The organism is Yersinia sp. LJYL362, from assembly GCF_048323875.1.
This window is the reverse complement of sequence record NZ_JBLWEX010000288.1, coordinates 17,217-36,970: the sequence shown is the minus strand read 5'-3', so window position 1 is coordinate 36,970 and position 19,754 is coordinate 17,217. Positions and strand designations below refer to the sequence as shown.

Below are 19,754 nucleotides of genomic sequence, written 5' to 3'. Positions count from 1 at the left end.
CAGCTGAAATTAACTATGAAGCTGCCCGACTGGCCCGTATCTGTGCTGATGAATGGACTGCCCGCACGCCCGACAAACCACGCTATGTTGCCGGGGTGCTTGGCCCGACCAACCGAACCGCGTCTATTTCACCGAAAGTGAATGATCCGGCATTTCGTAATGTCAGTTTTGATCAGTTGGTTGAGGCTTATCGTGAATCGACCCGTGCTCTGATTGAGGGCGGTGTCGATTTAATTATGATTGAAACGGTTTTCGATACCCTGAATGCCAAAGCTGCCACCTTTGCTGTCGAATCTGAATTTGAAGCTATGGGGGTGCTGCTGCCGGTGATGATTTCCGGCACCATTACCGATGCTTCTGGCCGTACTCTATCCGGCCAAACCACCGAAGCTTTTTATAACTCCCTGCGCCACGTGAAGCCACTCTCTTTTGGCCTGAACTGCGCATTGGGGCCGGATGAGCTACGTCAATATGTCGCTGAGTTATCGCGAATTTCTGAATATTATGTCAGTGCGCACCCGAATGCCGGTTTGCCTAATGCTTTTGGTGAATATGATCTGGAAGCCAAAGAGATGGCCGAGCAGATTGGTGAGTGGGCGCGGGCAGGGTTTTTAAATATTGTTGGTGGGTGCTGCGGTACCACACCACGTCATATCGCCGCGATGGTTAAAGCTGTCGCTGGCGTTGCACCACGTCCATTGCCAGATATTCCGGTCGCTTGCCGTTTAGCGGGGCTGGAACCACTAACAATCGATGCCAACACATTGTTTGTTAACGTCGGTGAGCGGACTAACGTGACAGGTTCAGCTCGTTTTAAGCGGCTGATAAAAGAAGAGAAATATGGCGAAGCGCTCGATGTGGCTCGTCAGCAGGTTGAAAGCGGCGCGCAAATCATCGATATCAATATGGATGAAGGCATGTTGGATGCCGAAGCCGCTATGGTGCGTTTCCTTAACCTGATTGCCGGCGAACCCGATATTGCCCGGGTGCCGATTATGATTGACTCCTCCAAATGGGATGTCATCGAAAAAGGTCTGAAATGTATTCAGGGTAAGGGCATCGTTAACTCCATTTCGATGAAAGAGGGAGTCGATGCCTTTATTCATCATGCCAAACTGGTGCGGCGCTATGGCGCGGCGATGGTGGTGATGGCGTTTGATGAACAGGGGCAGGCAGATACTCGCGCGCGCAAGATAGAGATTTGCCGCCGCGCCTATAAAATTCTGACTGAAACCGTTGGCTTCCCGCCGGAAGATATTATTTTTGACCCGAATATTTTCGCCGTCGCTACCGGGATTGAAGAACATAACAACTACGCCGTCGACTTTATTGAAGCTTGTGCCGATATCAAAGCCGAACTGCCGCATGCCATGATTTCAGGCGGTGTCTCCAACGTTTCGTTCTCCTTCCGTGGTAATGATCCGGTGCGGGAAGCTATTCACGCGGTATTCCTTTATTACGCCATTCGTAATGGAATGGATATGGGTATCGTGAATGCCGGGCAGTTGGCTATCTATGACGACCTGTCAGATGAACTGCGAAATGCGGTTGAAGATGTCATTCTGAATCGTCGTGATGACAGCACCGAGCGCCTACTGGATCTGGCAGAAAAATACCGTGGCAGTAAGAGTGATGAGGTGGCGGTTCAGCAAGCGGAATGGCGCGGCTGGCCAGTGAAAAAACGCCTGGAATACTCATTGGTTAAAGGGATTACCGAGTTCATTGAGTTGGATACTGAAGAGGCCCGTCAGCAGGCCGACCGCCCAATCGAGGTTATCGAAGGGCCATTGATGGCTGGGATGAATGTGGTGGGTGACTTGTTTGGCGAGGGGAAAATGTTCCTGCCGCAGGTGGTAAAATCCGCCCGAGTGATGAAACAAGCTGTCGCCTATCTCGAACCTTATATTGAAGCCAGTAAGCAGAAAGGCACTACGGCAGGTAGAATCTTGCTGGCGACGGTTAAAGGTGATGTGCATGACATCGGCAAAAACATTGTCGGTGTGGTGTTGCAGTGTAATAACTATGAAATCATAGATTTGGGCGTGATGGTGCCGACTGAAAAGATTCTGCGTACCGCGCGGGAAGAAAAGGTCGATATTATTGGTTTGTCTGGTCTGATTACGCCATCGCTCGATGAAATGGTGAATGTCGCCAAAGAGATGGAGCGCCAGGGCTTCACCTTGCCGCTGTTGATTGGGGGGGCCACCACCTCCAAAGCCCATACCGCAGTTAAAATTGAGCAGAACTACAGTGGGTCCACCACGTATGTCTCTAACGCATCGCGCAGTGTTGGGGTGGTTTCGGCACTGTTATCTGATACGCAACGTGATGATTTTATAGCGAAAACTCGCAAAGAGTATGAAACCGTGCGTATTCAACATGCGCGTAAAAAACCACGTACCCCGCCGGTCAGTCTGCAAGCGGCACGAGATAACCACACCGTTATTGATTGGGAAAATTATACTCCACCAGTGGCGCATAAGTTAGGTGTGCAATCGGTGGAAGCCAGCATCGAAACTTTGCGTAACTACATCGACTGGACGCCATTCTTTATGACCTGGTCGCTGGCGGGTAAGTATCCGCGTATTCTGGAAGATGAAGTGGTCGGTGAAGAGGCCAAACGCCTGTTTGCTGATGCTAATGAGATGCTGGATAAGCTGTCAGCGGAGGGCTTACTGCATCCAAAAGGTGTCGTCGGGTTATTTCCGGCCAACAGTGTTGGCGATGACATCGAAATCTATCGCGATGAAAGACGTGATGAAGTGCTGGTGGTTAGCCATCACTTGCGCCAGCAAACCGAGAAAACCGATTTTCCGAACTATTGTCTGGCTGATTACGTCGCACCTAAATCCAGCGGTAAAGCTGATTATTACGGTGCTTTTGCGGTTACCGGCGGGCTGGAAGAGGATGCTCTGGCCGATGCCTATGATGCTCAACATGATGATTACAACAAAATCATGATTAAGGCGCTGTCTGACCGGCTGGCAGAAGCTTTTGCGGAATATCTGCATGAGCGGGTACGTAAGGTGTATTGGGGCTTCTCACCGAATGAGAATCTGAGCAACGAAGAGTTGGTGCGGGAAAATTATCAAGGGATCCGCCCGGCTCCGGGGTATCCGGCTTGCCCTGAGCATACAGAGAAAGGCCAAATCTGGCAGTTGCTGGATGTGGAAACTCATACGGGTATGAAACTGACGGAATCCTACGCCATGTGGCCGGGGGCATCGGTATCGGGTTGGTACTTCAGTCATCCGGACAGCAAATATTTTGCAGTGGCGCAGATTCAGCGAGATCAAGTTGAAGATTACGCTGCCCGTAAAGGGATGCTGGTTGCTGAAGTCGAGCGCTGGTTGGCCCCGAATCTGGGTTACGATGCTGATTGACAATGAAAAGCGAATTATCCTCAATTAATGATAGAAGAGGTTTGAGCTAATTCGCTACTCTGTTTCAAACTATTGAAGCAGAGGAAAGACGATAAATGAAATTGTCCGGAATATTAAGACTAGAAAGGGCTTCAGGGCTTTTCGCAGCGGAAAAAAATCTGAAAGTCGCAGCATTAGGTAACAGTATTGCCAGCAAGTTCTCTCGGATATCTAACGGTAGTACTTGCATTGGGCAAACTATTTCGCGAGATATTAAGCAGTTCAATACGCTTACTCAACAATCGCAGCAGAAACAGGTTCGATTTGCCGATCCTTCAGCAACCAAAGCTACGGTGTCTGGACCGTCAGAGAATAAATTACGTAGTTTGATAAGTAGCTTCTCCAGTGTTCAGAATATGGCAAAGGATGCAACGAATAAATTTCAGCGAGACGCCTGTGCTCAACAGGAAAAAATTTTATTTAATGCTATTAAAGCTGAGTTGAAACAGAACATTTCTTGATCGGTTTATTTAGAACTCAAACAGTAAAAACCGGCACTGCCTATGGGGCAAGTGCCGGTTTTTTTTCAAATCATCAGTTATTCAAAGAGGTTGTGATGCAGCGTTTGCACCACTTTCTCTGCATCAGTGCCCGGTACCAGGAAGCACAGGTTGTGGCTGCTGGCTCCGTAACAAATCATACGAATATTGAATGGGTCCAACACGCCGAACACCTCTTTACCCACTCCGCAGGCTTGCGACAGGTTGTTCCCGATAATTGCCACCAATGCCAGATCCTCTTCTACTTCAACCCGACACAGGGAGGATAGCTCCGTCAGCAGCGAACTGGTTAGTAGGCTGCCAGCCGTCGATGTCGAGCCGGTCGTATCCAGAGTCAGCGCTACACTCACTTCAGAGGTGGTTATCAAATCAACCGAGATATTGTGGCGTGCCAGAATGTTAAACACTTCCGCCAAAAAACCGCGTGCGTGTAGCATATTCAGGCTGTGCAGGGTTAGCAGGGTTTGTTTACGGCGTAATGCCAAAGCTCGGAACAACGGAGAATTGTCAGTCTCATTGCACACTAAGGTGCCGCCGGCTTTAGGCTCTTTGCTCGACCCGACAAACACCGGGATGTTGCTACGCACCGCCGGTAATAAAGTTGCCGGGTGCAGCACTTTGGCACCAAAGGTCGCCATTTCAGCAGCTTCTTCAAAAGCGATTTCATCAATACGTTTTGCACCGGGCACCACACGCGGGTCAGTGGTATAAATCCCCGGAACATCTGTCCAGATATCAATGCGGCTGACATTCAGTGCTTCACCGAGCAATGCCGCGGTGTAATCACTGCCACCCCGACCTAGCGTGGTGGTGCGACCTTTACTTTCGCTCCCGATAAAACCTTGCGTCACGATAATAGCGTGCTCGATACGTGGCGCTAACTGGGCCTGAGCCAGTTCGGATAATGCATGGGTATCTGGCTCGGCTCGGCCAAAGCGATCATTGGTGCGCATAATTTTGCGTACATCAAACCATTCCACCGCCACTTGGCGTTGGCGCAACAGTTCGACAAACAATAATGTCGACATTAATTCGCCGTGGCTGACCAGTTCATCTGTCAGTGCTGCCGAGGTCGCCAGACTGGCGGCTTCTGACAACATGGCAATGTTTTCCAGCATGCGGTCAATTTCTTCGCGGATAACGGCTGGGTCAGAAAGTTTAGCGAGAATACCGTATTGAATGCGGCGGATTTCATCTAAATGAAGGGCGCGTGTTTCCTGTTCGCAGCCATCGGCCAGTGCGACCAGCAGATTGGTAATCCCGGCGGAAGCCGACAAAATCACCAAACGAACATTCGGGTTCGATAAAACGACGTCAGCGCTGCGACTCATGGCATCAAAATCAGCCACACTGGTACCACCAAATTTGGCGACGACAGTTGGGGATGGCGCGGAGCGAGCTTGTTGGGGTGCAGTCTGTGGTTGTGAAGCGGAAATCATCTAAAAAACCTCGTGTCAGATGCCATCTCGGGTGGTCGGCTGTATTTTTCTCTGTACAAGGAAATAACGGGTTATCCACTTTCTGTCAATGAAATGGCTATGAGGTATTTTCATATTTAATAATATGCTCCCTCATATCACTAAATTGATTGGATACTGGCCTGAATGTGAGCGACTGCTATGATTGAAGGTCTTCAGATTATGATTAAAAATCTTAAGATGAACCGAGGTATTGAGAAACATGGATCAGATCAATAGTTGTTTCGAGAGATAATACCTATCGCAAGAAAAGAGATCTCAATCACAGGGTAACAGGATACAATCAAGGTATTCGTTTCATTAATCCTTAAGCCTAGAAGAGCGCCGCTATGAAAAATATTAATCCTAGTCAAACCGCTGCCTGGAAAGCGTTACAGCAACACTTTGAACAGATGAAAGACGTGAAAATCAGTGATCTGTTTGCCAAGGACAACCAGCGTTTTAACAAGTTTTCAGAGACGTTTTACGTTAAAGATACAGCGACAGGGATTCTTAAAGATATAATGCTGGTGGATTTCTCCAAAAACCGCATTACCAGCGAAACCATGGAAAAACTGCAAGCTCTGGCTAAAGAAACTGATCTGGCTGGTGCAATTAAGTCCATGTTCTCCGGTGAGAAAATCAACCGCACCGAAGACCGCGCGGTACTGCATGTTGCTCTGCGTAACCGCAGCAATACGCCGATTGTGGTCGATGGCAAAGATGTGATGCCGGAAGTTAACGCAGTACTGGCTAAAATGAAACAGTTCTGTGACCGCGTGATTGGCGGTGACTGGAAAGGCTATACCGGCAAAGCGATTACTGATGTGGTGAATATCGGTATCGGTGGTTCAGATCTCGGCCCTTACATGGTGACCGAAGCGCTGCGTCCGTATAAAAATCATCTGAATATGCATTTCGTTTCTAACGTGGATGGCACTCATATTGCTGAAACGTTGAAACCGCTGAACCCAGAAACCACACTATTCCTGGTCGCATCAAAAACCTTTACCACTCAAGAAACCATGACTAACGCCCACAGTGCGCGTGACTGGTTCTTGTCTACCGCTGAAGATGTGAAGCATGTTGCTAAACACTTTGCGGCATTGTCGACCAACGCCAAAGCGGTAGGCGAGTTTGGTATTGATACTAACAATATGTTTGAGTTCTGGGATTGGGTCGGTGGCCGTTATTCCCTGTGGTCTGCTATCGGCTTGTCTATTGCGCTGTCGGTTGGTTTCGAAAACTTCGAACGGTTGCTCAGTGGTGCACATGCCATGGATAAACATTTTGCAGAAACTCCGGCGGAGAAGAACCTGCCTATTCTGTTGGCATTGATTGGTATCTGGTACAACAATTTCTTTGGTGCAGAAACCGAAGCCATCCTGCCATATGACCAATATATGCACCGTTTCCCTGCTTATTTCCAGCAGGGCAATATGGAATCCAACGGTAAATATGTTGGCCGGGATGGTAAACCAGTTGATTACCAGACTGGCCCAATCATCTGGGGTGAGCCTGGTACTAACGGTCAGCATGCGTTTTACCAGTTGATCCATCAGGGCACCAAATTGGTCCCTTGTGACTTCATCGCACCGGCTATCAGTCATAACCCATTGAGTGACCACCACGCGAAACTGCTGTCTAACTTCTTCGCACAAACTGAAGCGCTAGCTTTCGGCAAAACATTGGATGAAGTGGAAGCTGAATTTGCCGCTGCGGGCAAAACACCTGAGCAAGTGGCTCATGTTGCACCATTCAAAGTGTTCGAAGGTAACCGCCCAACCAACTCTATCTTGCTGCGCGAAATCACGCCGTTCAGCTTGGGTGCATTGATTGCGCTGTATGAGCACAAGATCTTCACGCAAGGGGTTATCCTGAATATCTACTCCTTCGACCAATGGGGTGTAGAGCTGGGTAAACAACTGGCGAATCGTATTTTGCCAGAACTGGCAGGTGATGAAAAAGTCACTAGCCATGACAGTTCTACCAATGCGTTGATTAACCGTTTCAAGAGCTGGCGTTAAGCTTGCGGGCTTAAGCTCTCTGATCCGTGCTTATTAGCCCCTTACTCAGTAAGGGGCTTTTTTTCGGCCCGGATTATTTCACCTACTTTCAATAGGATTATTTATGGCCAAAAATTCGCGCTCGCAGTGGATAGCCAAAAATCTACAGCGTTTACTGAATGTGGGGTTGATTGCATTGGCCGCTATTTTGGTGGTCTTTCTGATAAAAGAAACTTTCCACCTTGGAAAGGTCTTATTCGTCAATAATCAGGATGCATCTTCTTACATGCTGATTGAAGGGATTGTGATTTACTTTCTGTACTTCGAGTTTATTGCATTGATTGTTAAATACTTTGAGTCCGGCTATCACTTCCCACTGCGCTATTTTATTTATATCGGCATCACCGCAATTATCCGCTTGATCATTGTTGATCATGAGAATCCAATTGATACGCTGATTTATTCGGGTTCGATATTGCTGCTGGTAGTGACGTTGTATTTAGCCAATACCGAGCGACTGAAAAGAGAATAGCCCTTCATCCTTGACGCTACAGCGGTGTTAGCTGCACTCATGCACCCGAATCACTTACTTGAGTAAGCTCATCGGGATTTATTCGCTTGCTGCCTTGCTGTAACGCCAATGATTTTGGGTATTATTTGTTTATAGAAATAAAAATGGCGGCCATTACGGCCGCCCTAAAGACACAGTACCAGAGGGAAAAAATACCCTTCTTACTTGAAATTGTAGCGTTGTTTACTGCTCTCTCTCACCCGAATCACTGACTTGAGTCAGCTCATCGGGATTCACTCGTTTGTTGCCTAGCTACAATTCCAATTACTTTGGGTATTGGGTGATGAAATTTTGAATCTTTAACCTTTCACTCCACCGGCCGTGAGGCCACCGACTAGCCAGCGCTGCGCCAGTAAGAAGACGGCGGTGATAGGAATGGCCGATAACACGGCGGCCGCGGCAAAATCGCCCCACAGATAGTTTTGCGGGTTCAAGTATTGCTGCATACCCACTGCCAGGGTGTAACTATTCACATCCCGCAATAGCAATGAGGCGACCGGAACTTCAGTAATGGCGGCAATAAACGACAGAATAAAGACCACGGCCAAAATGGGCACTGACAGTGGCAATAGCACCAGTCTGAAAGCTTGCCATGGCGTTGCTCCGTCCAGGGCCGCGGCCTCTTCCAGTGAATTATCAATGGTTTCGAAATAGCCTTTGATGGTCCAGACGTGCAGGGCAATCCCCCCCATATAAGCAAAAATAACCCCACCATGGGTATTCAACCCGATAAACGGCAGATATTGCCCCAAGCGGTCAAACAAAGCATATAGCGCGACCAAAGACAGCACCGCGGGGAACATTTGGAAGATCAACATTCCTTTCAGCAGGGTACTTTTTCCGCGAAAACGCATGCGCGCAAAGGCGTAAGCACAAGTGGTGGAGAGGGTAACAATCCCAATGGCGGTAATCACCGCAATCTTGATGGAATTCCATAACCACAGCATCACCGGGAACGGCGGCGGTGTCACACTGCCATCGGCGTGTGTCACACTCATACCCAGCGCCAGCTTCCAGTGTTCCCACGATATCTGGTCGGGGATCAAGCTACCGGTGGCGAAGTTGCCGGGCCGCAGTGAAATGGTAATGACCATCAGCAGCGGGAACATAATCAGCGCGATAAAACACAGCATCAGAAAATGAGTGCCTAATAGACGCAAACGCTGGGATTTAGGTTGAACCATGGCCATCTGCATCTCCTCCTTAATCAAAATTCATTTTGCTGGCTTTCAAATTCAGTATCGCGAGTGCGCCTACCAGAATGAAAATCAGTGTTGCGATAGCCGCGGCTAGCCCGAAGTCCTGCCCGCCGCCGCCTTCGAAGGCGATACGGTAGGTGTAGCTGACCAGTAAATCGGTATATCCCGCCGGGGTGGTGGTACCAATCATGTCTGGGCCACCATTGGTCAATAACTGAATCAGTACAAAGTTATTAAAGTTAAAGGCAAAACTGGCAATCATCAATGGCGTTAATGGTTTAATCAGTAAAGGTAAAGTAATGCGGAAGAAGTTCTGGAATGGGCCAGCACCATCCATTGCTGATGCTTCATATAAGTCATCTGGGATCGCTTTCAATAGCCCCATGCACAGAATCATCATATAAGGGTAACCGAGCCAGGTATTGACGATCAGTATCATGCTCTTGGCGGTGATAGGGTCGCTAAACCAGGCCGGTTTGATACCAAACAAATGGTTTAGCATCAGGTTAATTTCACCGAAGCTTTGGTTAAATAACCCTTTAAAAATCAATATCGAGATAAACGCCGGTACGGCGTAAGGCAGGATCAGCAACACCCGATAGACGGCCTTACCTTTCAGGGAATCCCATTGCACGACACAGGCCAGCACCATGCCGACGGCAACTGTCAGCACGACAGTCAGCAATGAGAAGATAATCGTCCAAATAAATATTGAGATGAAAGGCTTCTGAATACCCTCGTCATGCAGTACCCGCAGGAAGTTTTTCCAGCCGATTGTGACGGTAAAACCAGGGCTGAGTTTTTCATTTTCCCACTGACCGTCAGCATTGATTGCCTGGTAAAAGCCAGTATCAAGATTTGGTCGATATATCACACCTGTCTGCTGATTAATCAGTTCCTTACCGTCAGCACCTAGCTTATAGAGTGGGCTGGTTCCTGAGAATTGGCGCAGAGAGCTCATGCGCAGTTCTCCACCACTTGGCAAGATAGCGACTAACCCACTCAGTGCCTGGCGATTTTGGGTAATGATACGCAGAGAGGCGCGTTCGCTCGTTTGCTCAGCACTGGCTGGCGTAACCGGTATTTTTTGCTCGCCAGTGGCATTCAAGCTGAATGGCTCTGAAATCAGGACAGTATTGTCATCCGGATTAGTCAGCTGTAACTGCCATTGGTCATGATTTGGATAAAGACCAAAGGTATAGGTTTTGCCGGTCTGAAACTGCCGGTCCATCAATACGGACTGGGCGCGCTCAAAAGTTAACTGGTTAGTACTGCTGTAGTTGGTAAAAGCAATAGCGATGGTGCAGATCAGAGGGAACAGAACAAATAGCCCCATCCCAGCAACACCAGGGTAAACATAACGCCAGGCATAAGCACGGCGATTGGCAAAGACATACAGCCCCAGACTCACCAGAATCAGCGTCACGATGGCAAAAAGATATTCGCCCTGAGAATACATCAACACGATCAAATAGCAGGTGAATAGACTTAATGTGCCGATAATCAGCCATTTAAGGACATCACTTTGCCACCAGGCGGTTTTCTTTTTACGGCTTTGGTATTCGGTGTGGGATAACTGCATAATGTTCCCTTTCATACTCTTCGTACTTGACGTTACAGCGGTGTTAGCTGCTCTCGTTACTCGGCCCATCCATGGCCCTCGCCTCTTTGAGGCCGCTGCAAGCAGCGTTCAAATCTGCTCCCTGCAGATTTGTCACCCGAATCACTTACTTGTGTAAGTTCATCGGGATTAATGAGCCTCAAAGAGGCTCACCCTACGGGCTAGCATAAATGCTGTTCAAATCGGTTTTCACCGATTTGTCATTCATTGGCTGCCTTGCTGTAACAGCAATTACTTTGAGTATGGTTATAGTGTTACAGCAAGTGGTATCAGGGCACGGCGAACCGCGCCCCTTTTGCAGGTGAAACTATTATTTGACGATACGGGCTGCTGCATCGTTCAGTGCAGCTTCTACAGTTTGACGCCCACTGATGGCGTTTAACACCGCACTGCGGGTTGCATACCAGAAGGCGGCCATTTGCGGAATATTCGGCATGATTTCGCCTTTGGTGGCGTTATCCATAGTGGCCGCAATACGCGGGTCTTTTGCCAGTTGCTCCTGGTATGATTTCAGTGCAACAGCGCCCAGAGGCTTATCTTTATTGACTTCAGCCAGGCCTTGGTCAGTTATCAGATAGTTTTCCAGGAATTCAGTCGCCAGTTCTTTGTTCGGGCTGGCAGCGTTAATACCGGCAGTCAGAACACCCACGAACGGCTTGGAAGGTTGGCCATGGAAGGTTGGCAGCAACGTCACGCCGTAATTGATTTTACTCTTATCAATATTTGACCAGGCCCATGGGCCATTGATGGTCATCGCGGTTTCGCCTTTGTTAAAGGCCGCTTCTGCGATGGAGTAATCAGTATCAGCATTGATGTGTTTGTTCTTCACCAGATCAACAATAAATTGCAGACCCGCTTTCGCACCGGCATTGTTCACGCCGACGTTTTTGACATCATAAACACCGTTTTCAGATTTGAACGCATAACCGCCGTCAGCGGCGATAAGTGGCCAGGTGAAGTAGGGTTCTTGCAGGTTCCACATGATGGCGCTCTTGCCATTCGCACGCAGGGTGGTATCCAGTGCTGGAATTTCTTCCCAGGTCTTCGGGGCTTCTTTGACCAGGTCTTTGTTGTAAATCAGTGACAGTGCTTCGACTGCAATTGGGTAGCCAATCAGCTTGCCGTTAAAGCGCACAGCATCCCACGTGAACGGGAACAGTTTGTCCTGGAAAGCTTTAGACGGGTGCAGTTCGGCCAGCAAGCCAGATTGCGCGTAGCCACCAAAGCGGTCATGTGCCCAGAAGATAATGTCCGGGCCATCGCCAGTGGCAGCCACTTGCGGGAATTTTTCTTCGAGTTTATCTGGATGCTCGATAGTGACTTTGATGCCGGTATCTTTCTCAAATTTCTTACCGACTTCTGCCAGCCCATTATAGCCTTTATCGCCATTAATCCAGATAACCAGCTTACCTTCTTCAATTTTGGCAAAAGCAGAGGAAGAGAGCACCAGCGTGGTTAACGCTGAAAGAGCCAAAACACGTGCGGTCTTACCAATGCCGGATTTTGTGAAGCTGCGAGTCATAATCCAATCCTTTTATCCAATTTTGTGGGTACCGACTTTCTTGTGAGTCATTACATCTATTTATTGCACTGACCAAAGCGTTTATTACAGGGACTAATACATTACGCTGACATATTGAGTCACAACTAGATACAGCATCATCCTCCCCCTCTCTACGCCCCCCGACGAGTTATTGTGACCGACTTAACACTGCGGCCTATTCTGTGGTGTCAGACACAATAATGTAGGTCGAAATTTGCGTGTCAGGTCACGTATTTGTATTTGTGATGGAACTTCTGCTCGCGGTGGTCGTTCCCTCATCCTCCCATCTCCTCCCCCATGAAAAACTTTGTTACGGATGATTACCAAATAGTGGCACTCCCGCATTATCGCCGTCATTGAAACAGCGTCACCAACCAAATGGGGTTGTTCGGTTAATTATCACCCAGGCAGATCAGGACGTTGCAGCGTTAACCAACGTGCGGCCCTATACTCACGCCGCGACGTCGTCCGGGGCAACCTTGCTAAGGCATGGCGGTACGGCGCGCAGCAAGAGAGTCATCAGGGGGCTGGGAGTCATCGATGGGTCATGCCGGAATTTGCTTCCGCCATTTTTCTTCAGTCAGGTTCATATGAAAAGTTGTTTGCGTAAGCAAAGGAGTAACAGATGGCTAATGTAACGCTGAGCGGCGTTTATAAGGCCTTTGGTGAGGCTGTGATTTCCAGAGACATCAATTTGGAAATCGATGACGGTGAGTTTGTTGTTTTTGTTGGGCCATCCGGGTGTGGAAAGTCAACGCTGTTGCGGATGATTGCCGGTCTTGAAGACATTACGTCGGGTGAGTTGTTGATTGGTGGTAAGCGGATGAATGAGGTGCCGCCATCTGAACGCGGTATCGGCATGGTGTTCCAGTCATATGCGCTGTATCCCCATCTGTCTGTAGCAGAGAACATGTCTTTTGGCCTGAAGTTGGCCGGTGTGAAAAAAGCAGAAATTAACCAACGGGTGAATCAGGTAGCTGAAGTGCTGCAACTGGCTCACCTGCTGGAACGTCGGCCTAAAGCGCTATCAGGTGGTCAGCGTCAGCGTGTTGCCATCGGCCGTACCTTGGTCGCAGAGCCGGATGTTTTTCTGCTCGACGAACCGCTTTCCAACCTGGATGCCGCACTGCGGGTTCAAATGCGCATCGAGATATCGCGCCTGCATAAGCGCCTGCAACGCACCATGATTTACGTCACCCACGATCAGGTCGAAGCCATGACCTTGGCCGACAAAATTGTGGTGTTGGATGCGGGCAATGTGGCGCAAGTCGGTAAGCCACTGGAACTGTACCACTATCCAGCTAACCGCTTTGTCGCGGGCTTTATCGGCTCGCCAAAAATGAATTTTTTACCGGTTAAAGTGACCGCCGTTGAACCTCATCAGGTGCAGATCGAACTGCCCAATCCTAATGGCCAGTTAGTGTGGCTGCCGGTGGAAGGTGAGCGAGTTCATGTCGGTGCAAATATGTCTTTGGGTATCCGCCCGGAACATCTGCTGCCAAGCAGTGCCTCTGAAGTGACGCTGGAAGGCGAGATTCAGGTGGTAGAGCAACTGGGTAATGAGACTCAAATTCACATCCAAATCCCTGCAATACGTCAAAACCTGGTCTACCGCCAGAACGACGTGGTGCTGGTAGAAGAAGGTGCAACATTCGCCATCGGTCTGCCGCCATACCGTTGTCATCTGTTCCGTGAAGATGGCACTGCGTGTAAGCGATTGTACCAAGAACTGGGCGTCTAGTTACCACGACGGTCAGTTTCGGAAAATGTTAAGCACGCATGCCGACAGGCAAATATAACAGGAGATTACTGATGACTACTCTGCGCAAGTTACCGATAGCACTGGCTGTTGCCGCTGGTGTCCTTTCCACTCAAGCTATGGCTGTTGATTTCCACGGGTATGCACGTTCTGGTATCGGCTGGACGGGTAGCGGCGGTGAACAGCAATGTTTCAAAGCAACCGGTGCTCAAAGTAAATACCGTCTGGGTAACGAATGTGAAACTTATGCGGAAATTAAATTAGGCCAAGAGTTGTGGAAAGAAGGTGACAAGAGCTTCTACTTAGATACCAACGTGGCGTATTCCGTTTCGCAACAAAATGACTGGGAATCCACCGAACCGGCATTCCGTGAAGCCAACGTGCAGGGTAAGAATCTCATTGAAGCATTACCGGGCTCGACTATCTGGGCGGGTAAACGTTTCTATCAACGTCATGACGTCCATATGATTGACTTCTATTACTGGGATATTTCTGGCCCAGGTGCAGGTATAGAGACCATTGATCTGGGCTTCGGTAAATTATCGCTAGCAGCAACCCGTAACTCAGAAGCCGGTGGCTCAAGTGCCTGGATTGATAATGCACGTAAAGATGCGGACCACACCGCCAACGATGTGTTTGACATCCGTTTAGCCGGTTTAGAAACTAACCCAGGCGGCACATTAGAGTTTGGTGTGGATTATGGCCGCGCCAATACCCAGAAAGATTACGCGTTAGCCAAAGATGCTTCTAAAGATGGTGTGATGCTCACCGTTGAGCATACCCAAAGCATGATGGGCGGCTTTAACAAGTTCGTGGTGCAATATGCCACCGATGCCATGACATCAGCACAATCAGGTCACTCCGAAGGCGCAAACGTTAATAACAACGGCCACAGACTGCGGGTTATCGACCACGGTGCCATTAACCTGGCTGAGAAGTGGGACATGATGTATGTCGGCCTGTATCAGGATACTGATTGGGACAATAACAACGGCACCACTTGGTACAGCTTGGGTGTGCGCCCAATGTACAAATGGACGCCAATCATGAGTACCTTGCTGGAAGCCGGCTACGACAATGTTAAATCACAAAAAACTGGCGAGCGTAACGGTCAGTACAAACTGACTTTGGCACAACAATGGCAGGCAGGTGACAGCATCTGGTCTCGTCCGGCGATCCGTGTCTTCGCAACTTATGCTAACTGGGATGAGAAGTGGGGCTATAACGATGTTCGTGGTAGCGCGGACAATGGCTTAGCGCAAAACGGTACTATTGGTACCAACAGCCGCGGCAAAAATAACGAAGTCACCTTCGGCGCGCAATTCGAAGCCTGGTGGTAACAGCAGTGATGCAGCCGCCCTTGGGGGCGGCTGTTCTGTTTGCTGAAGTATGACGGAATTAATTGGTTAACTTTGCCGACCTTGCCTGTGCACAGTTAGCGCTGACGCTCAATGTACGAGGGTACAATAATGAAAAAGAATCTGCTGACACTCTGTCTGGCATTGGCTTTAGGGGTCACCGCACCTCTGGCTGTGCATGCGGAGTCAACCATTTCTCCGGCGAATGTATCTATCGCGCCAACGATTAGTACAGCGACTTTACAACAGTTGCCCTGGCAGCCCTTAGTGCCCCCGGCGACGCAAGATATCAAGCTCACGACCTCCAGCCCGCAAATCTCTCAAGGGAATGTGGAAGGGTCGGTGGCCGCTTTTGCTTTACCTGCCGATCGTGGATCAATGGAGATCACACTGAGCAGCTTAGTCACTGATAACCAACTATTTTCCCCGAGCGTTTTGGTATTAGACGAACAAATGCGCCCGGCGGCTTATTATCCTTCCAGCTATTTCACTTATGAAAAAGCGGGCATCATGACCAGCGATCGGCTGCAAGGCGTAATGAAACTGACTCCGGCATTGGGGCAAAAACAGATCTATCTGTTGGTGTACACCACCCGTGAGGACCTGGCTAAAACGACCAAACTTCTTGACCCAGCCAAAGCTTACGCCATGGGCGTGGGCAATGCCGTACCGGATATTCCAGACCCGATTGCCAAACATACCCCGACCGGAAATTTGAGAATTAAAGCCACTGCCGAGCAAGGCATGGGTAACATCATGATTGGCTTGATACAGTCAGCCCCGGCGTCGACGCCAGTGGTGGTGGGCAGCGCTGTTCAACCTGCGCTAGCCGCAGCACCTGCGCCAGCAAAACCGACAGAGCCGATGCTGAGCGAGACTGAAAACTACTTCAACCAGGCGATTAAAGACGCGGTGAAATCCGGTGATGTCGATAAAGCGCTGAAATTGTTGAACGAAGCGGAACATTTGGGCTCAACTTCAGCCCGAAAAACCTTTATTGGTAGTGTAAAAGGCAAGGGGTAAATCCCGGCACTGCTGAATATGGCTGGATGATTGGTGCGCCTTGGCGCACCTTTTTTCGTTTAGATTTATACCCGTCAGTAGGTAGAGAGACAAAAGATAAGTAAGAATCTGTGAGGCTAATAATTTAAACGATATCGGTATCTTGGATGGCATGTTGGGGTCATATCAAAAGGCTCCTTATTGTTCAGCTATTCAATTAAAGGAATGGGTTGATGTTGAAGGAAATCCAACTGTGTTCATGGGATACAACATCGTCGTGCTCGACGCCATTCGCCTCTCAACTGTGGTTCCCGCCGATATCAGAAGATAATATTGCGCTGCTAACCATGAGTTCGATCATGGCTCAACTGACCTACCTTATGGAGGAAAAAGCCTTACCCTTAAAAGTGACGGCACGAGATGATGTGCTGTTAGAACAAATGGCAAAAGAGTTACCTAATGTCAGTTCTACTGCGGATCCGGTGTTTAGCCACGCGATGCAGCTCATTGAACGATCCAGAGAATTGGACCAGCAAACGTGGATTAGACAATTTCCAGAAATCAGTGATGCCCGAGTGGGGAGAATTGTCGATTTTTATTTACAACTTCATGATGTTGAAGGTATGGAGTATGCCGCTAACTTAGATGATTTAACGCGTTTAAGGCCCGGATTAACGCCTGCTCAAGGGTATGAAAAGGCTCGAATTATCAGTTTGGAACGGGAAACTCTTTTTAGGTTGCATCAGAAAGGATGGGCGCTTTCTCAAGATGAAAAACTCACGCCACTTGCCGCTCTTAGCCTTGCCTGGCGGCTATATCAACAGGATAAGCTCACGTTGGCTGAGTTATCAGCCGCAATTTATCAACCTGAAAATAAAGAGATCCAGCTTCAGGCTGCGCTACTTTACAACTATTCCCATTATGGCAATCGCTATGGTGAAATAGCAGAGATTCCCACTGCGGATTTGAGCAATTGGGAACTGGATCAACTGGGTTTGCCTGAACAGCCGGTTGCCAGAGCTGTCACGGCGTTAAGAGTTATCCATGAAGGAATGAATGATCCGCCGGCGATATTGCTCTCAGCGCAGGCTTATCTGGCCAATGGATTTGCCCCGAGAAATGCCCAAGGGAGCTACCTGAAAAGGCAATCACCCGAATTGGCAGAGATGATTTTAAACGGGTGCGTCAAGATTGGGTTTGATATCTGTAGCCAGCAGGACTTCACACAATTTCTCGATTTTGAGCACGCCGTCGGCAGTCTGGCATTCTCACTCAAAATCACGCTCAAGTTGCATTATCAATTGCAAGGCAAAGCCCTTGTTGAACTGGAAGGCAAGACTACCGAGCAACTGTATACGTTGTTGCTTCAGGAAGAAGCGCAGTTACATCAAGCCGGTGGCGGGCGCTACAGCCCGACGGCTATCTTCTTATCTCATTTCAGTCAATCCAATGAAATCGAACCTCTCACCTTGGATCAAGCGGCACTGGCTATCAAACGCACTGGCGGATCTATTGATGTATCCCATTTGTCTGAAGATGCTCAAACGGCCTTTAATAGCATAAAACAATTGGCAGACAACATTGTTGCTGACACAGCTATAGATTTGGAATATGAGCGGTTTGAGGTAGAGCTTAAAGCACTGGCTCAATTTTTGGGGCCAGACCAGCGCTTATACATTCTGGCGCATGACCGACTTTATAAAACCGAACCAGAAAAAATAGAACGACAGTTAAATTATCTCGATAGGCGTTTAGCTTATCGTCATTCTCCCGCTGCGTTTGATGACGATCAGGCGATCAGAGAGATTCTGGTCGAAAATAAGGTAAAGGACATTTATTTTCCCCGGCAATATATTTACCGCCAGGACCCCCAGTTTGGTGCTGCAGAGAAAAAAGTCGATTCACCTTTTGACGAATTCAAACGGCGACGGGATGCGAGTGATCGTACTGTTGCCAATATGTCGCTGATCGGCAATAACGGCAGGCTGATTGACGTGGTCAAAACGATGAAAGCGAAAAAAGATGAATACCATGTGCGAATCAAATCTCATCCAGCAATCCGGGCTCAGGCAATAGAGATATTAATTACCGAGGGCCAGCGGCCAGTGGGGGAGGTACTGAAAAATAAAATCAATGCCCTTACCAGGGACTACTTGCCAGAGTCAGAGAATGCGCGTTTTTGGCGTAATGCCTGGGCATCGTTAGAAGAACATTGGGTGTGCAAACTCCCGTTACCGAACCCGATGTGTACCATCGCCCGAGTCGAAGGGCCGCGTTCTCGCCACGAAAATGAGAATATGGCAGCAGGTATGGTGGCGATGTTGATGGAGGCAGGTCAACTCAGGGGAATGGAGCGCGGGGTGAAGTTGATTGAACCCCTTTCGCAGGGCACCGCCGCATCAGGTTTTCCTGAGCTATCACCCACGGCGACTGAACTTGATCGCCAAATGATACCAAGCCCACACGGAAAGCCAATTGAAGTGCAACGGGTTGAACTTAACGATCCACAAATAGCAGATGGAATGCGTGAGGCGTGGGTCAGACAGGGGAGCAGCGGTGCTTATTATTGGGAAGTTGATTTAGCCACTGGTAAGGACTTGGGCGTTGTTTTGAAATTCGGCCCCGAATTTACGCGACAAGGCAGGCTTCTTGGTGGCGGGCCATCCTTATCAAAAACGACTAATCCTGACTTTAATCCTGAAATTAAATTAGGTAAACACATTGGCAGTGGATTGACGGCTGAAGTTTATCTGGATGCCAATAACCCCGGTTTTGTTTTAAAGAAAATATTGACACGAGATAGTGCGTTTATAAACCGTGTCTTCACGAAAGAAGTTGAGTTTTTTAATCGATTCTACGGCGAAGGCTCTGCCGAGTTAATTAGTGCTGATAATCAATACTATATAAGAATGTATCGTGTGCCAGGCAAAATGCTAACGCAGATTAAGACCAAGATTTACCCGGCCAATGCGAGAGAGCGATTTTTAAGCATGATGGATGATTTAGGGCGCTACAACAGTATCCATAATGATTTGAACTTTAATAATGTTTTATATGATAAGAAAACTAACACCTTTTATCCTATCGATTTCGGTAACGCAGATGAAGGATATTATTCACCAAGGGATCAGGATAACGGCCAGCAACCTTGGGGAATCAAGATGAGGGTTGGATTTATCCTTGAGCATATTGAGAAGTATACGCGTCATTAGGCCGTTCATTTTGTTGATGGTATTAAAAAGTAACCTGATGTCGCCGGAGGCCCATTCTGCGCTACAATGGCTCTCTATTGACGAATTTGCGGGGATAGATTTTT

Annotated in this window: 12 protein-coding genes; 8 read left to right on the top strand and 4 right to left on the bottom strand. The window is 48.6% G+C overall.

The window, feature by feature from the left end; all coding sequences use genetic code 11:
- Together metH and ACNSO8_RS19800 are read left to right on the top strand one after the other, a co-directional pair.
- A partial coding sequence (gene metH, locus ACNSO8_RS19805; RefSeq protein ID WP_418395632.1) for a methionine synthase occupies nucleotides 1–3,383 on the top strand: 3,383 nt, incomplete at its 5' end.
- 95 nt (nucleotides 3,384–3,478) lie between these two features.
- Nucleotides 3,479–3,883 (top strand): hypothetical protein, encoded by a 405-nt coding sequence (locus ACNSO8_RS19800; RefSeq protein ID WP_418395631.1) that lies wholly within the window; start codon nucleotides 3,479–3,481, stop codon nucleotides 3,881–3,883.
- Between the two features lie 77 nt (nucleotides 3,884–3,960).
- Here the strand turns inward: ACNSO8_RS19800 and lysC are convergent, their stop codons facing one another.
- Entirely contained in the window at nucleotides 3,961–5,361 is a 1,401-nt protein-coding gene (lysC, locus tag ACNSO8_RS19795) for a lysine-sensitive aspartokinase 3 (protein WP_418395630.1), read from the bottom strand.
- A 368-nt stretch (nucleotides 5,362–5,729) separates the two neighbouring features.
- Between lysC and pgi the strand changes: the two genes are divergently transcribed.
- On the top strand, nucleotides 5,730–7,406 hold the full coding sequence (gene pgi, locus ACNSO8_RS19790) for a glucose-6-phosphate isomerase (protein WP_418395629.1): 1,677 nt from the start codon (nucleotides 5,730–5,732) through the stop codon (nucleotides 7,404–7,406).
- Between the two features lie 103 nt (nucleotides 7,407–7,509).
- Nucleotides 7,510–7,917: a phosphate-starvation-inducible protein PsiE gene (gene psiE, locus ACNSO8_RS19785; RefSeq protein ID WP_004705335.1), complete on the top strand. Its 408-nt coding sequence runs from the start codon at nucleotides 7,510–7,512 to the stop codon at nucleotides 7,915–7,917.
- A gap of 338 nt (nucleotides 7,918–8,255) precedes the next feature.
- Here psiE and malG read toward each other — a convergent pair whose 3' ends face one another.
- From malG to malE, 3 genes are all read right to left on the bottom strand, one after another.
- Nucleotides 8,256–9,146 (bottom strand): maltose ABC transporter permease MalG, encoded by an 891-nt coding sequence (gene malG, locus ACNSO8_RS19780; RefSeq protein WP_004391866.1) that lies wholly within the window; start codon nucleotides 9,144–9,146, stop codon nucleotides 8,256–8,258.
- Nucleotides 9,147–9,159: 13 nt separating this feature from the next.
- Nucleotides 9,160–10,737: a maltose ABC transporter permease MalF gene (gene malF / locus ACNSO8_RS19775; protein ID WP_418395628.1), complete on the bottom strand. Its 1,578-nt coding sequence runs from the start codon at nucleotides 10,735–10,737 to the stop codon at nucleotides 9,160–9,162.
- 349 nt (nucleotides 10,738–11,086) lie between these two features.
- Nucleotides 11,087–12,298, bottom strand: a complete 1,212-nt coding sequence (gene malE / locus ACNSO8_RS19770; RefSeq protein ID WP_418395627.1) for a maltose/maltodextrin ABC transporter substrate-binding protein MalE — start codon at nucleotides 12,296–12,298, stop codon at nucleotides 11,087–11,089.
- Nucleotides 12,299–12,944: 646 nt separating this feature from the next.
- Between malE and malK the strand changes: the two genes are divergently transcribed.
- From malK to ACNSO8_RS19750, 4 genes are all read left to right on the top strand, one after another.
- Nucleotides 12,945–14,060: a maltose/maltodextrin ABC transporter ATP-binding protein MalK gene (gene malK / locus ACNSO8_RS19765; RefSeq protein WP_418395626.1), complete on the top strand. Its 1,116-nt coding sequence runs from the start codon at nucleotides 12,945–12,947 to the stop codon at nucleotides 14,058–14,060.
- 71 nt (nucleotides 14,061–14,131) lie between these two features.
- Nucleotides 14,132–15,418, top strand: a complete 1,287-nt coding sequence (locus ACNSO8_RS19760) for a maltoporin (RefSeq protein WP_418395625.1) — start codon at nucleotides 14,132–14,134, stop codon at nucleotides 15,416–15,418.
- Between the two features lie 129 nt (nucleotides 15,419–15,547).
- The gene (gene malM / locus ACNSO8_RS19755) at nucleotides 15,548–16,459 is read left to right on the top strand and encodes a maltose operon protein MalM (protein ID WP_418395624.1); all 912 of its coding nucleotides are present in this window, start codon (nucleotides 15,548–15,550) and stop codon (nucleotides 16,457–16,459) included.
- Nucleotides 16,460–16,671: 212 nt separating this feature from the next.
- Entirely contained in the window at nucleotides 16,672–19,650 is a 2,979-nt protein-coding gene (locus ACNSO8_RS19750; RefSeq protein WP_418395623.1) for a hypothetical protein, read from the top strand.
- The last annotated feature ends 104 nt before the right edge of the window (nucleotides 19,651–19,754 follow it).

Coding starts and splice junctions, on each gene's coding strand:
- ACNSO8_RS19800 (WP_418395631.1), top strand. CDS start 3,479: ATGAAATTGTCCGGAATATTAAGACTAGAAAGGGCTTCAGGGCTTTTC.
- lysC (WP_418395630.1), bottom strand. CDS start 5,361: ATGATTTCCGCTTCACAACCACAGACTGCACCCCAACAAGCTCGCTCC.
- pgi (WP_418395629.1), top strand. CDS start 5,730: ATGAAAAATATTAATCCTAGTCAAACCGCTGCCTGGAAAGCGTTACAG.
- psiE (WP_004705335.1), top strand. CDS start 7,510: ATGGCCAAAAATTCGCGCTCGCAGTGGATAGCCAAAAATCTACAGCGT.
- malG (WP_004391866.1), bottom strand. CDS start 9,146: ATGGCCATGGTTCAACCTAAATCCCAGCGTTTGCGTCTATTAGGCACT.
- malF (WP_418395628.1), bottom strand. CDS start 10,737: ATGCAGTTATCCCACACCGAATACCAAAGCCGTAAAAAGAAAACCGCC.
- malE (WP_418395627.1), bottom strand. CDS start 12,298: ATGACTCGCAGCTTCACAAAATCCGGCATTGGTAAGACCGCACGTGTT.
- malK (WP_418395626.1), top strand. CDS start 12,945: ATGGCTAATGTAACGCTGAGCGGCGTTTATAAGGCCTTTGGTGAGGCT.
- ACNSO8_RS19760 (WP_418395625.1), top strand. CDS start 14,132: ATGACTACTCTGCGCAAGTTACCGATAGCACTGGCTGTTGCCGCTGGT.
- malM (WP_418395624.1), top strand. CDS start 15,548: ATGAAAAAGAATCTGCTGACACTCTGTCTGGCATTGGCTTTAGGGGTC.
- ACNSO8_RS19750 (WP_418395623.1), top strand. CDS start 16,672: ATGTTGAAGGAAATCCAACTGTGTTCATGGGATACAACATCGTCGTGC.